This window comes from Micromonospora rosaria (genome assembly GCF_001567585.1).
Lineage (GTDB): Bacteria > Actinomycetota > Actinomycetes > Mycobacteriales > Micromonosporaceae > Micromonospora > Micromonospora rosaria.
On sequence record NZ_LRQV01000006.1, the window covers coordinates 90,645 to 105,610 of the forward strand.

Sequence of the window (14,966 nt, forward strand, 5' to 3'; positions counted from 1 at the left end):
GCGTGCGGACAATCAGGAGCATTACCCCGATCCGGTGAAAGAGCGGGCGACCGCGTCCGCCCCGCGTACCCCGTCGTTGTACCGCGCGGACCGGGGAGGGTGACGGTGGAGTACGCGCTGCTGATCTTTCACGACGACGGGGCCGAGCTGAGCCCGCAGGAGATCGACGACCACCCCCGGCACCGGAGCTGGCTGGCCGAGGTGCGCCGCCGGGGTGCCTTCGTCGGGGGCCAGCGGCTGCGCCCCGGGCACGCCGCCCGGACGGTGCGCAGCCGGGCCGGCGACACCCTGGTCACCGACGGCCCGTTCACCGAGGCCCGCGAGCAGGTGGGCGGGTTCGTCCTGCTCGACTGCGCGGACCTGGACGAGGCGACCGAGCTGGCCGCCCTGCACCCGTTCGCCGCGCTCGGCGCCATCGAGGTGAGGCCGGTCTGGAGCCGCTGAGCCTCGCCGCCGACGCCGCCGTGGCCGGTGCCTTCCGCCACGACCACCACCAGATCCTCGGCAGCCTGGTCGAGTTCACCCGGGACCGGGACCTGGCCGAGGAGTGCGTGCAGGAGGCCTTCGCCGCCGCCGTGGAGCACTGGCGACGGGAGGGGGTCCCCCGGCGGCCGGGGGCGTGGCTGACCACCGTGGCCCGCAACCGGGCCGTCGACCGGCTGCGCGCCGAGCGCACCCGGGCCGTCCGGCTGCGCGAGCTGGCCGCCGCGCTGCCCGGATACGACGGGGAACCGGCACCGCCGCCGGCGGTCGGCGACGCCCAGCTCCGGCTCGTCTTCACCTGCTGCCATCCGGCGCTGACGCTGCCGTCGCAGGTCGCCCTCACCCTGCGTACCGTGGTCGGGCTCGGCCCGGGGGAGATCGCCCGGGCCCTGCTGGTCCCGCCGGGAACCCTGGCCCAGCGGCTGGTCCGGGCCCGCCGTACCGTCCGCGACGCCGGACTGCGCTGCGAGCTGCCCCCGCCGGCCGACCTGCCCGCCCGCGCCACGGCCGTCCGCGCCGTGCTGTACCTGCTCTTCACCGAGGGGTACGCGGCGACGGCCGGCGCGGACCTGCTCCGGCCCGCGCTCTGCGCGGAGGCGCTGCGGCTCGGTCGACTGCTGCTGCGGCTGCTGCCCGACGACCCGGAGTCGGCGGGGCTGGTCGCGCTGATGCTGCTGCACGACGCGCGCCGACCGGCCCGGGTGGACCACCGGGGCGACCTGGTGCCGCTGGAGCGGCAGGACCGGGCCCGGTGGGACCGGGCCCGGATCGCCGAGGGCGTCGGGCTGCTGGCGGGCGCGCTGCGGCGGGGCCGACCCGGGCCGTACCAGATCCAGGCGGCCATCCTCGCCTGTCACGCCGCCGCGCCGGACGCCGCCGCCACCGACTGGGCCCAGATCGCCGGCCTGTACGGAGAGCTGGCGGCGGTGGCCCCCACGCCGATGGTCCGGCTCAACCGGGCGGTGGCGGTCGGCATGGCGTACGGGCCGCAGCGGGGGCTCGCCCTGGTGGCGCAGGTGGAGCGGGCGGGGGAGCTGGCCGGGCACCACCTCGTCCCGGCCGTCCGCGCCGACCTGCTGCGCCGGCTCGGCCGGCGGGCGGAGGCCGCCGCCGCGTACCGGCGGGCGCTGGAGCTGGTCGGCAACGAGGCGGAGCACCGGTACCTGCGCGGCCGGCTCGCCGAGGTCGACGGCACGGCGGCGGGGACCGCGGGGGTCGGGGCGGCACCGGCGGCCGGAGGAGATCCGGCGGTCCGGCACGATGAATCACGGAAAAATGTATATTTCCCCGAGAGTCGCCCGTCGGTCTGACGAACCGGCCCGGCACCACCGGGCCAGCCCACGACGAGGGGAATCAGACATGCTGTTGGAGAGCAGGGTCGCGGTCGTCCACGGCGCGGCGGGCGCGCTGGGCAGCGCGGTGTCGCGCGCCTTCGCCCGCGAGGGCGCCACCGTGTATCTCGCCGGGCGGACCCTGGACAAGGTCGAGATGCTCGCCAAGGAGATCATCGCCGAGGGCGGCCGGGCGTACGCCCACCAGGTCGACGCGCTCGACCCGGTCGCCGTCGACGGCCACCTCGCGCTGGTCACCGGCGAGGCGGGCCGGCTCGACGTGTCGTTCAACGCCGTCGGGGTGGACCACGTGCAGGGGGTCCCGCTGCGGGACCTGGCCCTGGCGGACTTCGTCGCCCCCTTCGACACCTTCGTGCGGACCCAGTTCCTCACCAGCGCGGCGGCGGCCCGGGTCATGGTGGCGCAGCGCTCCGGCGTCATCGTGACCCTGTCCACCTCGGCCGCGCGGGCCCCGATGCCCTCCGGCGGGTTCGGGGTCGCCTGCGCCGGCATCGAGGCGCTCTCCCGGGAACTGGCCGGCGAGGTGGGCCCCTTCGGCGTCCGGGTGGTCTGCCTGCGCCCGGACGCCATCCCGGAGACCGTCGCCCACGGCTCGTACGTCCGCCAGACGTGGCGGCGGGCCGCCGAGGCCAACGGGGCGACCCTGGAGGACATGCTGGCCGCCAAGCCCGGCATGCCGAACCCGTTGCTGGGCCGGGCGGTGAGCCTCGCCGACGTGGCCGGCACCGCGCTGTACCTGGCCTCGGACCTGTCCAGCGGCCTCACCGGCTCGATCACCACCGTCGGGTGTGGCGTGTTGGTCGACTGAGCGTCGCCGGCCGCCCGGGTGGTGTCCCGGGCGGCCGGCCCGCCCGCACGCACCACGGATCGGCGTGTCCATTCGGTGAACAGGGCACGCTCGAAGTGTGGCGGAACCGGGTAGCGTGGAAAGGGATTCCGCGCTCCCGGTGCGCAGGGTGTCACTACCAGTGGTAGGCACGGCAAGGAGATGGGTACCGCGCCCGTCGATGCCTACTGTTTGGCACCATGGCGGAGATTAAGAGCACGTCGGAGCAGCTCAGCTCCGCACAGAAGCTCGCCTTGTTCGTGCTGCTCGGCGCGCAGTTCATGCTGTCGGTCGACTTTTCCATTCTCAATGTGGCACTGCCCCGGATGGGCGAGGGCGTCGGCCTGAGCCTGGCCGACCTGCCCTGGGTCGCCAGCGCGTACGCGCTGCCGGCGGCCGGTTTCACGCTGCTGTTCGGCCGGGTCGCCGACCTGTTCGGCCGCCGGCGGCTGTTCCTCGTCGGTATCGCCCTGCTGACCGTGGCCTCCCTGCTCGGCGGCTTCGCGACCAACGCCGCGATGCTGCTCGGCGCCCGCGTCCTCCAGGGCTTCGCCAACGCGATCGCCATCCCGGCGGCGATGGCCCTGCTGATCACCACCGTCTCCGACGAGCGGGCCCGCGCCCGGGTGCTCGGCCTCAACGGGGCCCTGCTCTCCGGTGGCTTCACCGTCGGCGCGCTGGTCGGCGGTGGCCTGGTCAGCGTCCTGGACTGGCGCTGGGCCTTCTGGATCAACGTGCCGGTCGCGGTGGCCATCCTGATCTTCACCCCGATGGTCATCAAGGAGAGCGTCCGCCCGGCCGGCGTCAAGCTGGACGTGCCAGGGGCGGTCACCGTCACCGCGGGTCTGCTGGCCCTGGTCTATGGCGTCAGCATGCAGAGCTGGCCCGCCTTCGTCGTCGGCGCGCTGTTCATCGCGGCCTTCTGGTTCGTCGAGCTGAGGGCCAAGGCGCCGCTGGTGTCGCTGACCCTGCTCAACCGGCCCAACATCAAGTGGGGCAACTACGCCGGCATCGTCACCTTCGTGATGGCCAGCGGGGTCAACTTCGGCCTCACCCTCTACATGCAGGACGTGATCCAGCTCGCGCCCTTCACCACCGGCCTGGTGTTCGGTGTGCCGGGTCTGGTGGCGGTCATCGCCGGGGTCATCGCCGGCCGCATGATCGGGCGCTACGGGTACCGCAACGTGCTCGCGATCGGCCTGCTGGTGCAGGGGCTGACCACCGCACCGCTGCTGCTCGCCGGCACCACGGCCAGCACCGGCCTGATGATCATCGTGCCCTCGCTGTTCCTGATGTACTTCGGGCACGTCACCTCCGTCGTCGCGTACACGGTCACGGTGACCTCCCACCTGGACGACTCGCAGCAGGGCCTGGCCACCGGTCTGGCCACCCTGTCCCAGCAGATCGCGGTCACCATCGGCATCCCGATCTTCGGGGCGCTGGTGGCCGCCCGCACCGACCTGCTCGACGGCGTGCACTTCGCCATGCAGGTGCAGGTCGTGGTGATCCTGGTGTCGGTGGCCCTGATCTGGTTCGGCCTGCGCGACCGGGGCGGCGTCGCCGGCTCCCCGGCCGGTCGGCAGCAGGAGGCGACGCCGGCCGCCGGGGCGACCCCCGCGGCCCCGGTCGTCGTGCAACGCAACGTGAGCGAGAACCCCGCCTGACGGCCACCCGCGCCGGGCTCCAGGTCGGGTGACCGGCCCGGGTCACCCCCACCCGGCGGAGCCCTGCGGGAACGAGGTCCCCGGCCGGCCGCTGTCGTCGACGACGACGGTGCCCGGCCGGGGGCCTCGCCGTGTCTGCGGGTTGCCGGCCGGGACGGGAGGCACGCGGCGGGACGGCCGACCCGGCCGGGGGCCGGGTGCCGGTGCCCGCCGGGTTGGGCACGACGGGAGAAGGGCCGCCTCCCGCGCGTTGCGAGACTGGGCGGGTAGGGATCCGGCGACCTGGTGACGCGGGACGGACACGGCCGCTGTCGAGGGTGGCACGCGACGGAGCGGGTGCCGGTATCCATCGTCGTCGCTCCGCTGGTGGAAGGGGCAGTTGTGGACTACCCGGAGATCGTGCACCTGATGAACACCGACCCGGTGGCGCAGACGCTGGTGGCGGCACCGGTCCTGATGCGGCTCGGGTACGTGGGGCTGGACGGCCACCCGCGCTCGGTACCGGTCTCGTACGTGTGGAACGGCTCGGCGTTCGTCTTCGCCAGCCCGACGACCGCGTACAAGGTCCGGGCCATCGCGGCGCACCCGCAGGTGTCCTTCACCGTCGACACGATGGCGGCCGGGCCGCGCGAGAAGGCGGCGGCGCTGCTCGGCGTACCGGCCCCCGCCTACACCCCGCTGATCATGCTGGTCCGTGGCACCGCCTCGATCGAGGTGCGCCAGGGGCTCCCCGAGGAGCACGTGGCGGCCTCCCGCCGGATGATCGGGGACGACGCCATGGTGGAGTGGGAACGCGCCAAGCGGGCCCACACGACGGACATGGCGGTGGTGACGATCGTGCCGACCCACGTCACGCTCTGCGACTTCATCACCCGGTTCCCGCCCCCGGTCGAGATCAACGCCCCCGCGCACGGGGCGGGCGGGAACACCCCGAGCCCGGTCGGCTGACCGCGCCGGGGCACGCCGGGCCACCCGGCGTGTCCCGGCCCGCCGGCCTGACACGCGGTGCCCACGACCGGCCCGGATGCGGGCGTCGCGGGCACCGCGTGTCGGCGTCCCCGCCGCCCTGGCGGTCGGCGGGCGGCCCCGGCGGTCGGGGCGGGACAGCAGGACGGGCGCCCCGTGGGGTTCAGCACCACGGGACGCCCGGATCCGGGGGCGGGCGGTCAGGACCGGCGGAGCCAGTCGGCGAGCCGCTCACCGATCATCGTGGAGGTGAGGTTGGTGTTGCAGTTGACGATCGAGGGCATCACCGAGGCGTCGCAGACGTACAGCCCCTCGGTGCCGTGCACCCGCAGCCGCTCGTCGACCACCGCGCCCTCGTCGTCCGCGGTGCCCATCCGGGCGGTACCGACCGGGTGGTAGCCGCTGTCGAGGCTGAGCCGGACGTAGTGGCGCATCAGTTCGTCGTCGGCGACCATCTCCTCGCCGAGCACGACGAACCGCTGGCCCGTGTCGTGGATGCCGGCCGTCTGCATGAGCTGCCAGCAGGTGCGGACCGCGTCCACCAGGGTCTGCACGTCCTTCTCGGTGTCGAGGAAGTTCAGCACCACGTCCGGCGGGGCGGTGGGGTCGGCCGAGGTGAGGGTGAGCCGGCCCCGCGACTCCGGCCGCTGGTGCACCACCATCACCCCGAAGATCACCTTCGCCGCGGCCAGCATCTGCAACTCGGGGAAGAGCGTCAGGTCGAAGTGGTTGATCATGTAGTACTGCAGGTCGTTGAACTCCGTGGAGCCCGGCGCGGTGGTGCGCAGGATCGTCTGGAGGAAGGCGTCCTCGGTGTTGAACGACCCCGGCTGGGGCACCATGAAGGCGCCGGTGCGGGGGTGGTCGATCAGGTCGGCGCCCACCCCGGGGCGGTCCAGCAGCACGTCGATGCGCAGCCGGCGCAGGTCGGCGGCGGGCCCGATGCCCGAGCGCAGCAGGATCGCCGGGGAGTTGACCGCTCCGGCGGCCAGGATGACCTGGTCGGCCTCGATCACCTCGGTACCGCCACCGGGCTTGGCGATCTCGACCCCGGTCGCCCGGGTGCCCCGGAACACCACCCGGTTGACCTGGACGCCGGAGCGGATCTCCAGGTTCTCCCGGTCCCGGGCGGGGTGCAGGTACCCCATCGCGCTGGACCACCGGGTCCGCGGGTCGCGGCGGTTCGAGGGGATCGGCCCCACGCCGGTGGCCTCCGGGTGGTTGTGGTCGGCGACCTCGGCGTAGCCGGCCTTGAGGCAGGCCTCCTGGAACACCTGCTGCACCGGGGCGACCTCGTCGGCCTTCCAGCGGCGGATCGGGATGGGCCCGCCCCGGCCGTGGAACTCGTCGTCGAAGTCGAGGTCGTCCTCCAGGCGCTTGTAGAACGGCAGCACCTCGTCCCAGGCCCAGGCGGGGTTGCCCATGGCGGCCCACTCGTCGAAGTTCTCCGGGTTGCCGCGCAGGGCGATGGTGGCGCCGACGGCGGAGGAGCCCCCGGTGACCTTGCCGCGCGGGTAGATGATCCGGCGGCGGTCGGTGATCTCGGCCTTGAAGTGCCAGTCGTGCAGGTCCATCGACATGGCGCTGCCGTCGGTCAGGTCGGGCGGGGTCTCGGCGACGGTGGCGAAGTCGGGGCCGGCCTCCAGCAGCAGTACCCGGCGGTGGGGGTCCTCGCTCAGCCGGCCGGCCAGCGCGGCACCGGCGGAACCGGACCCGACCACCAGATAATCGATTCCAGGCATCATCGACATCCTTCGATACGTTGGGGAAGGGGGCAATCCTGTGGCGTGACTCGCAGGAGTGGATGCGCTTCCAGTGCAGCGTGCTCGGGACCCGACACGAGCATCACATTGGGCTACGCCTGTTACTTCTCCGCCGTTGCTCACCGACCGCGACCGGCCCCGGGCGCCGCCGCGCCGAGGGCGACGGCCCGCCCGGCGGCCGGCGGTGGGGAGGGGTCAGGCGCGCGGCGACCGGCGCCGTCGGGCCCGCGCGTACGAGGCCGCCGCCTGGTCGGGGTCGTCGCCGGCGCCGACCATGAGGGACCGCAGCTGCGCCTCGAAGCAGACGTCCGGGTCGTACGGCTCGATCAGGTAGCCACCCAGTTCGAGGCTGACCAGCCCGTGCAGGGCGATCCACATGTTCTGGGCGACCAGCAGCGGGTCGCCGGTGCGGAACCGGCCCTGGGCGGTGGCCCGGGCCACCGCGTCGACCAGCGGCTGGAGGGTGTACCGGCCGTGCTGCCGGTCGCCGTCGGCCAGGGCGAACCCGCCGAGCGCCGCGCTGCCGAACATCACCTGGTAGAGCGGGGGGTGGTCGAGGGCGTTGGCCCGGTAGGCGTACCCCAGGGCCATCATGTCGGCGACCGGGTCGGTGGTGGCCCGCACGGTCGACATCCGCCGGTGCAGCCGGGCGAAGCCCTCGTGCACCATCGCCCGCACCAGGTTGTCCATGCCGCCGAAGTGCGTGTAGACGGCCGTGGTCGAGGCACCCACGGCCGCCGCGAGGCGGCGGGTGGTCAGGCCGGCGGCGCCCTCCTCGGCCAGCAGCCGGGCGGCGGCTTCCAGCAGGGCGGTCGCCAACGTCGGGTCGATGCGGCGCGGGCTCACGTTGACATGTTCTCACGCCGGGCGTACGGTTCTTTAAGTAACGGTGTTACGTAACTGCGATACGTAAAGATCCGCGACATCCCGGTGGAGGACCCGATGAGCGTCGCCGCCCGTGCCCTTGCGACCCCGCCCCGCTACGACAACCGCCGCCCCGTCGCCGCCGAGTCGACCGAGCTGGACCTGACGGTCACCGGACGGCTGCCGGCCGAGCTGGACGGCTGCTTCGTCCGCGTCGGGCCCAACCCGCTGGGCGGCGCCCGCCCGGCCCACTCCCTGGTCGGCGACGGCATGGCGCACGGGGTGCGGCTGCGCGCGGGCCGGGCGCTGTGGTACCGCAACCGGTGGATCCGCACCGACCGGGTCGCCCGTGCCCTGGGGGAGCTGCCGCTGCCCGGCCCCCGCCACGGGCTCTCCGACAACGCGGGCGGCAACCTCATCCGGCACGGCGGTCGACTCCTCGCCCTCGGGGAGGCCGGGGTGCTCCCCGTCGAGCTGGACGCCCACCTGGACTCGGTGGCCCGGGTCGACTTCGACGGCACGCTGCCGCACGGCTTCGCCGCCCACGCCCAGTGCGACCCGGTCACCGGCGAGCTGTTCGCCGTCGCCTACTACCACGAGCTGCCCTACGTCGAGCACCTCGTGATCAGCCCCGAGGGGCGGGTACGCCGCTGCGACCGGATCGAGGTCACCGGCCCGCCGCTGATGCACTCGCTCGCGCTGACCGACCGGCACTCGGTCCTGTTCGACCTGCCGGTGGTCTTCGACCCGAGGCTGGCCCGGGCCGGCTCCCGCTTCCCGTACGCCTGGTCGGCCGGGCGGCCGGCCCGGCTGGGGCTGCTGCCCCGCCGGGCCCCGGGGGACGTGCGCTGGTTCGAGGTGGACCCCTGCTACGTCTTCCACCCGGTCAACGCCTACGAGGTCGACGACCGGTGCGTGGTCGACGTGATCCGCTACGACCGGGTCTTCGACCGGGACCTGCACAGCCCGGGGGAGAGCGCCCCGACCCTGTGGCGCTGGACCCTGGACCTGACCCGGGGCACCGTCGCCGCCGAGCAGCTCGACGACATCCCGCAGGAGTTCCCCCGCATCGACGAGCGCCGCACCACCATGGCCCACCGGTACGCCTACACGGTGGCCATGCAGTCCGGGGCGGGGGTGCTGGGCGGCTCGGCGTTGCTGCGCCACGACCTGGTCCGTCGCGAGGTGACGGTGCACGACTTCGGCCCGCACCGGGAGGCGGGGGAGGCGGTCTTCGTGCCCCGGGGGCCGCTCGCCGCCGAGGACGACGGCTGGCTGCTCACCTACGTCCATGACGGCCGTACCGACCGCAGCAGCCTGGTGGTCCTCGACGCCGGCGACGTGGCCGGCCCGCCGGTCGCCGTGGTGCACCTGCCCGCCCGGATTCCCAGCGGCTTCCACGCCAACTGGATCCCGGCCTGACCCGTCGCCGACCACCCGGACACCCGCTCGGGGCCCATCCACAGTGGCGGGCCGACCGCTGCCGGAAAACCGACGGCAACTCGGCAATTTCAAGGAACTCTGGAATGCCGCGGTTGGCTAGCTTCGCGGCAAGCCGCTGACTGTCTCTCCCGCGGCCTCCCGGCGTGCTCGTCCCGCGTCCTCACGGAAGGTGCCAGACATGTCGCAATCCCTCACCGCCGCCCGCCCCGGCGGGCTGCTCACGTGGCTCAACGGGCCGCACCACAGGGCGGCCCTGAACGGTTTCCTGCTGGTCACCGTCGCCCACTGGGCCGAGCACCTGGTGCAGGCCTACCAGATCTGGGCGCTGGGCCTGGCCCGACCGCAGGCCCGGGGCGTACTCGGCCAGTTCTACCCCTGGCTGGTCTCCTCGGAATGGCTGCACTACGGGTACGCGATCGTGATGCTGGCGTTCCTGTTCCTGCTGCGCCGGGGCTTCGTCGGCCGGGCGAAGACCTGGTGGACGGTGGCGCTGGCCATCCAGTTCTGGCACCACATCGAGCACTTCCTGCTGCTGTGGCAGGCGCAGGCCGGCGTCGTCTTCTTCGGCCAGGCGGTGCCGACCAGCCTGCTCCAGCTCGTCCTGCCCCGGGTGGAGCTGCACCTGTTCTACAACTCGGTCGTCTTCGTGCCGATGGTCATCGCGATGTACCTGCACCTGCGCCCCAACCGCCGGGAGCAGGAGCTGATGTCGTGCAACTGCACCGGCAGGCACGCCGACAGCCGGCCCCTCGCGCTCCATGGTGCGTGAACTGAGCCCCCGGCCCGGCGGCCACCGGCGGACGGCGTTGGCCGCCGCGGTGGCTGCCGGGCTGGTCGCCCTCGTCCTCACGCCCGGCCCGGCCCGGGCGCAGGGCGACCTGGTGGCGGCCGACCCGCCGGCCGGGGCGACGCTCACCGCCGCGCCGGCCGAGGTGGCCCTGACCTTCGGGGCGGAGGTCGATGAGACGGACTCGCACGTGGCGGTGCTCGACGCCGCCGGCGCGCGGATCGTCGAGGAGCCGGCGCGTCCCTCGGGCGGGGCCGGCCTGCGGCTGCCGGTGCGGATCGACGCCGCCGGGGACTACACGGTCGCCTACCACGTGACCTTCGTCGACGGCGGCACCGCCACCGGCGCGCACCGGTTCAGCGTGGGCACCGGGCGCGCGCCGGCCCCGCTGGACGCCGCCGCCCGGCAGGCCAGTACGGACGCGGTGCGCACGCACGGCCACACCGTCGACGGGTTCAGCGCGTTCCTGCTGGTCGTTGACGGGGCGGTGCTGGTGGTGGTGCTCGCCCTGCTGTGGCTGCGCCCCCGCAACGGTCGGCGGCCCATGTCGCTGCGCGCCGCCGACCCAGGGCTGTAGACGGGGGTGGCACGACGTGCGGGCAGCGGGGGCGACGACGAGCGGCGCCGACGACATTCGTCGGCGCCGCTGGCGTGCGTGGTCAGGGAATGGGGAAGAACGAACGGACGAACTTCTCCCACCCGCGTTCACCGATGATCGCCCGCATCTTCGGCAGCACCCGGGGCGGCATGCCGAGCCGGTAGCGGATGCGGGGGTTGGGGGTGGTGACCGCCTTCTCCAGGACCTTGGCGACGTGTTCGGCCCGTACCGCGATCTTGCCGCGCAGGGGCGGGTTGTCGCTGAGCCGGTACGCCTGGTGCCAGTCGACGAAGTACTCCCAGAAGTCCCGGTACAGGGCGGGGTTGTCGTGCGAGTCCATGCCCAGGTCCGAGACGCTGTCCGGGACGAAACCGCCGAGGATGGGCGCGGGCTGGATCACCACCACCTTGATGCCGAACCGGGACACCTCCAGGCGCAGGGAGTCGCCGATCGCCTCCAGGGCGTGCTTGGTGGCCTGGTAGTAGCCCCGGCCGGGGGTGGCGAACATGCCGAAGATCGACGACATGATGATCACCCGGCCGGCGCCCTGCTCCCGCATCCCGGGCAGGACCATCTGGGTGAGCCGGCTCAGGCCGAACACGTTCGTCTCGAACTGGGCGCGTACCTCGTCCATCGGGGTCTCGCCGATGGTGCCGTTCAGGCTGTAGGCGGCGTTGTTGATCAGGGTGCCGACCGCCCCGTGGTCCTCGGTGACCCGCTTGACGGCCGCCGCCATCGACTCCTCGTCGGTGACGTCGAGGTGGAGCACCGTGATGCCCTCGTCGGCCAGGTCGGACAGGGCGGCCAGGTTGCGCCCGGTGGCGTAGACCGGCCACCCCGCCCGGTGCAGGCGCAGCGCGGTCGCCTTGCCGGAGCCCGAGGAGAGGCCGGTGCCGGAGGAGGCGCCGGTGAGCAGGATGGCGCGTGACTGGGTCATGATGGCTTCCCTTCCCGGCCGGGTGTCACTCGTCGGCCAGCCGCGCGATGCGGCTGCGGTCGACGGAGGAGCCCAGCCCGGTGGCGTCGACCAGGCGGTTGATGAACGCGAACAGACAGGCGCAGAAGACGGCCTCCAGCAGCTCCGCGTCGCTCCAGCCGGCCTCGGTGGCCCGCTCCCAGTCCGCATCGGTGATCTTGTACGAGCCGGTGCTCACCTTCGTCACCAACTGCATCAGCGGCATGGTGCGCTCGTCCACCGGCAGTTCCTCGGCGGTGGACGCGGTGGCGACCGCCTCCAGCAGGTCGTCGCTGCCGCCGAACTGGCTGAGGAACCAACTGTGCGTGCCCACGCAGTACGGGCAACCGTTGAGTTTGGACGTCCAGGCGGAGATCAGCTCCTTGAGCTCCCGGGGCAGGGTGTCGCCCCCGAAGATGCCCCCGTATCCGGCCACCACCACCGCGAGCAACCGCGGATTGGTGGAGGTGAGCCGGAACATGTCGGGGACGAATGGCAGACCGGTGACCGCCTTGATTTCCTCGTAGAGCTCGGCGGTGCGACCCTCGGCCTGCTCCTCGTCGATCAGGGGAACCCTGATTCCCGGCTGTTTCGTCGATTGCATGAGCCTTCTCCTGGTTGCTCGGGCGATGTCGGGCCAGCGGTGCGACAGCATGACCGGCGTCGAAGCCAATCTGGCTGTCGTCGGTGGCCGCAGCGAACTCCGACGGGGCGACGGGGGATGCGGAGGCACCGGTGACAGTTGCCGGAAAACGATTCCGCTGGCTCATGATGACACGCCGCAGCGGTCGATGTACTCTCCCAGATTGCCTACTGGGTAATCGCTGCCCGGCGGAACCCTCGTAACGCTTCGACCGTACTTATTACTAGCTCACGGCACTTTTCGCCGATAACCTGTGTTCAATTCGCCAAGATGGATGAGGTACGTGATGCCGGCAAGTGTTCTGCGACCGGTGCTGGGCGCGCTGGGACTGACCCAGATCCGACACGTCTCCCCCGTGCAACGTGGCCGGGCGGACGGCCTGGTGGCCAGGGTCTACGGGCAGATGGAGACCGACTTCGGGGTGCTGGCGCCGCCGGTCGCCCTGCACGCCCAGGCGCCGGAGGTGCTGGCGGCGGCGTGGATGCTGCTGCGGGAGACCCTGGTCGTGCCGGGGGCGGCGCCCCGGGCGGCCAAGGAGTCGGTGGCCACCGCCGTCTCGCTGGGTAACGCCTGCCCCTACTGCGCGACGATCCACAACAACGCGTTGGGCCTGCTCGGCCCCGCCGGTCCCGGCGCCGCCGACCGGGGGGCCGGCGGCGAGGAGGAGCTGGAGCGGATCGTGGCGTGGGCGATGCCGACCGACGGCGGGGCGCCGTCGGCCGCGCCGTTCGCCGCCGCCCAGGGGCCCGAACTGGTCGGCACGGCGGTGCTGCTGCACTACCTGAACCGGGTGGTCAACGTCTTCCTGCGGGACGTGCCGCTGCCGCCGGGGGTGCCGGAGTTCATGCTGCCCGTGGTGCTGCGGGTGCTGGGCGGGGCCATGGTGGGCGCCGCGCGCCACCCGCACCCGCCGGGACGGTCGCTGGACCTGCTCCCGGACGCCCCCCTCCCGCCGGACCTGCCCTGGGCGGCGGGCAACCCGACGGTGGCCCAGGCCTTCGGCCGGGCCTGCGCGGTGATCGAGGCGGCCGGTCAGCGGTCGGTCCCCGAGCCGGTGCGGGACCTGGTCCTGGTCAACATGGTGGGCTGGCGCGGTGGTCCGCGGGGGATCAGCCGGGCGTGGGTGGAGGGGCTGGTCTCGGGGCTGTCCGAGCAGCACCGGCCCGCCGGGCGGTTGGCCCTGCTGGTCGCCTTCGCCTCGTACCAGGTGGACGCCGGGGTGATCCAGGCCTGCCGGAGCGCCGGCGCGGACGACCGCGGCCTGGTCGAGCTCTGCTCCTGGGCGGCCATGGCCGCGGCGCGGTGGCTGGGCGCCCTGCTCCCGACCCCGGACTGATTATGTCCGGACAGCGTGTATTTCGCCGAACAATTCGGATAATTGTTGTCGTGCTCAGTTAACGGTGCGTCGTCGCGGGTAACAAGAACAAACTTTCCATGTGTATTGATCTCCGTGCATGGTATTGTCATGGTCGTGCCAAGGCCGCTAAGTGCACAGACAGTTAGCGTGGCGTTCACATCATCGGCCCTCCTCCCCCCGGCCCCAAACCTTCGGTGAACTGGCAATTTCCTCAACTGTGACCCGGGTGGATCGAACACCTGTCCCGTTACGTGTCGTCGATGATGTCGTAGCGGTCCAGGGTGGGCGATGTGCTGCCGGCCGCAGGGCGATGTGTCCTGCGGCCGGGTGCCGCCGGCACGCGAGCGCGGTGTGCTCGACGGTCGGTCCGGTAACTGTCTGGCGTGCTCACGAACGGAGTTGATTCGCCATGCACAATGCCGTCGAACGGGCTATCTCGATCATGTGGGACCGTTACCACGAACCACTTTCACTCGACGCTATGGCTGATTCCGCGTTTCTCAGCCGGTTTTACTTCTCTCGGCTGTTCCGGTCCAAGACCGGCACTTCGCCCGGCCGGTTCCTGACCGCCATCCGGCTCTACAAGGCCAAGAACCTGCTGCTGGAGACGGACATGAGCGTGACCGACATCGCCTACGCGGTCGGGTACAACAGCCTGGGCACCTTCATCAGCCGGTTCACCCGCAGCGTCGGCATCTCCCCGGCCCGCTACCGATGGCTCGCCGAGCACGGCATCCCCCACCTGTCCCGGACCCGTACGGCCGGCCCCCGCCGCCGGGCCACCATCGGCGGGAAGATCGTCCTGCCCCCGGTCGACGTGCCGGTCAAGATCTACGTCGGGGTCTTCGACAGCCCCATCGTGCAGGGCCTGCCGGCCTCCTGCGACATCCTGGAGGAGTCCGGCGACTACCTGCTGCGCGACGTCCCCGAGGGGGAGTGGTACCTGCGGGCCGCCGCGATCGCCCTGGACGACGTCGCCGCCAAGCCCTCCATGCGGCGTCCGGTGGCCGTCGGCGCCCACGACGCGCTCACCGTGACCGCCGGCGCGGACCTCACCGTGCACCTGGACCTGCACCCCACCGGCGTCTTCGACCTGCCCATCCTCATCGCCCTCCCGGAACTCGACAACCACGCGCCCGAGACCGGGACGCGGCGGGGCTTCGGCCGCCAGGAACGGCGGAGCGTCCGGTCGGGCCGGGTGCTGCACAACGCCAAGTGACCCGCCCGGCCGGGGCGGGCAGCGGGCCGGTGGAGCGGGGCCGCCG

Annotated in this window: 14 protein-coding genes; 10 read left to right on the top strand and 4 right to left on the bottom strand. The window is 72.7% G+C overall.

Features of this window, described 5'->3' with window-relative positions; genetic code table 11:
* The first annotated feature begins 105 nt into the window (after positions 1–105).
* The 5 genes from AWW66_RS03655 to AWW66_RS03675 all read left to right on the top strand — a co-directional run bounded on the left by AWW66_RS03655 (position 106) and on the right by AWW66_RS03675 (position 5,273).
* Positions 106–444 (top strand): YciI family protein, encoded by a 339-nt coding sequence (locus AWW66_RS03655; protein WP_067359912.1) that lies wholly within the window; start codon positions 106–108, stop codon positions 442–444.
* A 20-nt stretch (positions 445–464) separates the two neighbouring features.
* Entirely contained in the window at positions 465–1,793 is a 1,329-nt protein-coding gene (locus AWW66_RS03660; protein WP_067359866.1) for a sigma-70 family RNA polymerase sigma factor, read from the top strand.
* A gap of 49 nt (positions 1,794–1,842) precedes the next feature.
* Positions 1,843–2,643, top strand: a complete 801-nt coding sequence (locus AWW66_RS03665) for an SDR family NAD(P)-dependent oxidoreductase (protein WP_067359867.1) — start codon at positions 1,843–1,845, stop codon at positions 2,641–2,643.
* A gap of 218 nt (positions 2,644–2,861) precedes the next feature.
* Positions 2,862–4,325: an MFS transporter gene (locus AWW66_RS03670; RefSeq protein WP_067359868.1), complete on the top strand. Its 1,464-nt coding sequence runs from the start codon at positions 2,862–2,864 to the stop codon at positions 4,323–4,325.
* A gap of 366 nt (positions 4,326–4,691) precedes the next feature.
* Entirely contained in the window at positions 4,692–5,273 is a 582-nt protein-coding gene (locus AWW66_RS03675) for a pyridoxamine 5'-phosphate oxidase family protein (RefSeq protein WP_245647877.1), read from the top strand.
* Between the two features lie 218 nt (positions 5,274–5,491).
* Here AWW66_RS03675 and AWW66_RS03680 read toward each other — a convergent pair whose 3' ends face one another.
* The gene (locus tag AWW66_RS03680; RefSeq protein WP_067359870.1) at positions 5,492–7,036 is read right to left on the bottom strand and encodes a GMC family oxidoreductase; all 1,545 of its coding nucleotides are present in this window, start codon (positions 7,034–7,036) and stop codon (positions 5,492–5,494) included.
* Positions 7,037–7,249: 213 nt separating this feature from the next.
* Positions 7,250–7,900, bottom strand: coding sequence for a TetR-like C-terminal domain-containing protein (locus AWW66_RS03685; RefSeq protein WP_067359871.1), 651 nt, complete (start codon positions 7,898–7,900; stop codon positions 7,250–7,252).
* A gap of 96 nt (positions 7,901–7,996) precedes the next feature.
* Here AWW66_RS03685 and AWW66_RS03690 point away from each other — a divergent pair, with 96 nt between their 5' ends.
* From AWW66_RS03690 to AWW66_RS03700, 3 genes are all read left to right on the top strand, one after another.
* Positions 7,997–9,340: a carotenoid oxygenase family protein gene (locus AWW66_RS03690; RefSeq protein ID WP_067359872.1), complete on the top strand. Its 1,344-nt coding sequence runs from the start codon at positions 7,997–7,999 to the stop codon at positions 9,338–9,340.
* 199 nt (positions 9,341–9,539) lie between these two features.
* Positions 9,540–10,130: a hypothetical protein gene (locus AWW66_RS03695; protein ID WP_067359873.1), complete on the top strand. Its 591-nt coding sequence runs from the start codon at positions 9,540–9,542 to the stop codon at positions 10,128–10,130.
* The gene (locus tag AWW66_RS03700; protein WP_067359874.1) at positions 10,120–10,725 is read left to right on the top strand and encodes a copper resistance CopC family protein; all 606 of its coding nucleotides are present in this window, start codon (positions 10,120–10,122) and stop codon (positions 10,723–10,725) included. Before AWW66_RS03695 ends, AWW66_RS03700 begins: the two co-directional genes overlap by 11 nt.
* Before the next feature lie 82 nt (positions 10,726–10,807).
* Here the strand turns inward: AWW66_RS03700 and AWW66_RS03705 are convergent, their stop codons facing one another.
* Together AWW66_RS03705 and AWW66_RS03710 are read right to left on the bottom strand one after the other, a co-directional pair.
* A complete protein-coding gene (locus AWW66_RS03705; protein ID WP_067359875.1) occupies positions 10,808–11,683 on the bottom strand; it encodes an SDR family NAD(P)-dependent oxidoreductase in 876 nt (291 codons plus the stop codon).
* Positions 11,684–11,708: 25 nt separating this feature from the next.
* Positions 11,709–12,305, bottom strand: a complete 597-nt coding sequence (locus AWW66_RS03710; RefSeq protein WP_067359876.1) for a carboxymuconolactone decarboxylase family protein — start codon at positions 12,303–12,305, stop codon at positions 11,709–11,711.
* A gap of 325 nt (positions 12,306–12,630) precedes the next feature.
* On the opposite strand from AWW66_RS03710, the gene AWW66_RS03715 reads away from it, so the two are divergent.
* Positions 12,631–13,680, top strand: a complete 1,050-nt coding sequence (locus tag AWW66_RS03715; protein WP_067359878.1) for a carboxymuconolactone decarboxylase family protein — start codon at positions 12,631–12,633, stop codon at positions 13,678–13,680.
* A gap of 463 nt (positions 13,681–14,143) precedes the next feature.
* Positions 14,144–14,920 (top strand): helix-turn-helix transcriptional regulator, encoded by a 777-nt coding sequence (locus AWW66_RS03720; protein ID WP_281179555.1) that lies wholly within the window; start codon positions 14,144–14,146, stop codon positions 14,918–14,920.
* The last annotated feature ends 46 nt before the right edge of the window (positions 14,921–14,966 follow it).

What these genes read in the sequence shown, in the direction of transcription:
- AWW66_RS03665 (WP_067359867.1), top strand. Translation starts at nt 1,843, where the DNA reads ATGCTGTTGGAGAGCAGGGTCGCGGTCGTCCACGGCGCGGCGGGCGCG.
- AWW66_RS03680 (WP_067359870.1), bottom strand. Translation starts at nt 7,036, where the DNA reads ATGATGCCTGGAATCGATTATCTGGTGGTCGGGTCCGGTTCCGCCGGT.
- AWW66_RS03670 (WP_067359868.1), top strand. Translation starts at nt 2,862, where the DNA reads ATGGCGGAGATTAAGAGCACGTCGGAGCAGCTCAGCTCCGCACAGAAG.
- AWW66_RS03715 (WP_067359878.1), top strand. Translation starts at nt 12,631, where the DNA reads ATGCCGGCAAGTGTTCTGCGACCGGTGCTGGGCGCGCTGGGACTGACC.
- AWW66_RS03690 (WP_067359872.1), top strand. Translation starts at nt 7,997, where the DNA reads ATGAGCGTCGCCGCCCGTGCCCTTGCGACCCCGCCCCGCTACGACAAC.
- AWW66_RS03710 (WP_067359876.1), bottom strand. Translation starts at nt 12,305, where the DNA reads ATGCAATCGACGAAACAGCCGGGAATCAGGGTTCCCCTGATCGACGAG.
- AWW66_RS03720 (WP_281179555.1), top strand. Translation starts at nt 14,144, where the DNA reads ATGTGGGACCGTTACCACGAACCACTTTCACTCGACGCTATGGCTGAT.
- AWW66_RS03705 (WP_067359875.1), bottom strand. Translation starts at nt 11,683, where the DNA reads ATGACCCAGTCACGCGCCATCCTGCTCACCGGCGCCTCCTCCGGCACC.
- AWW66_RS03695 (WP_067359873.1), top strand. Translation starts at nt 9,540, where the DNA reads ATGTCGCAATCCCTCACCGCCGCCCGCCCCGGCGGGCTGCTCACGTGG.
- AWW66_RS03700 (WP_067359874.1), top strand. Translation starts at nt 10,120, where the DNA reads ATGGTGCGTGAACTGAGCCCCCGGCCCGGCGGCCACCGGCGGACGGCG.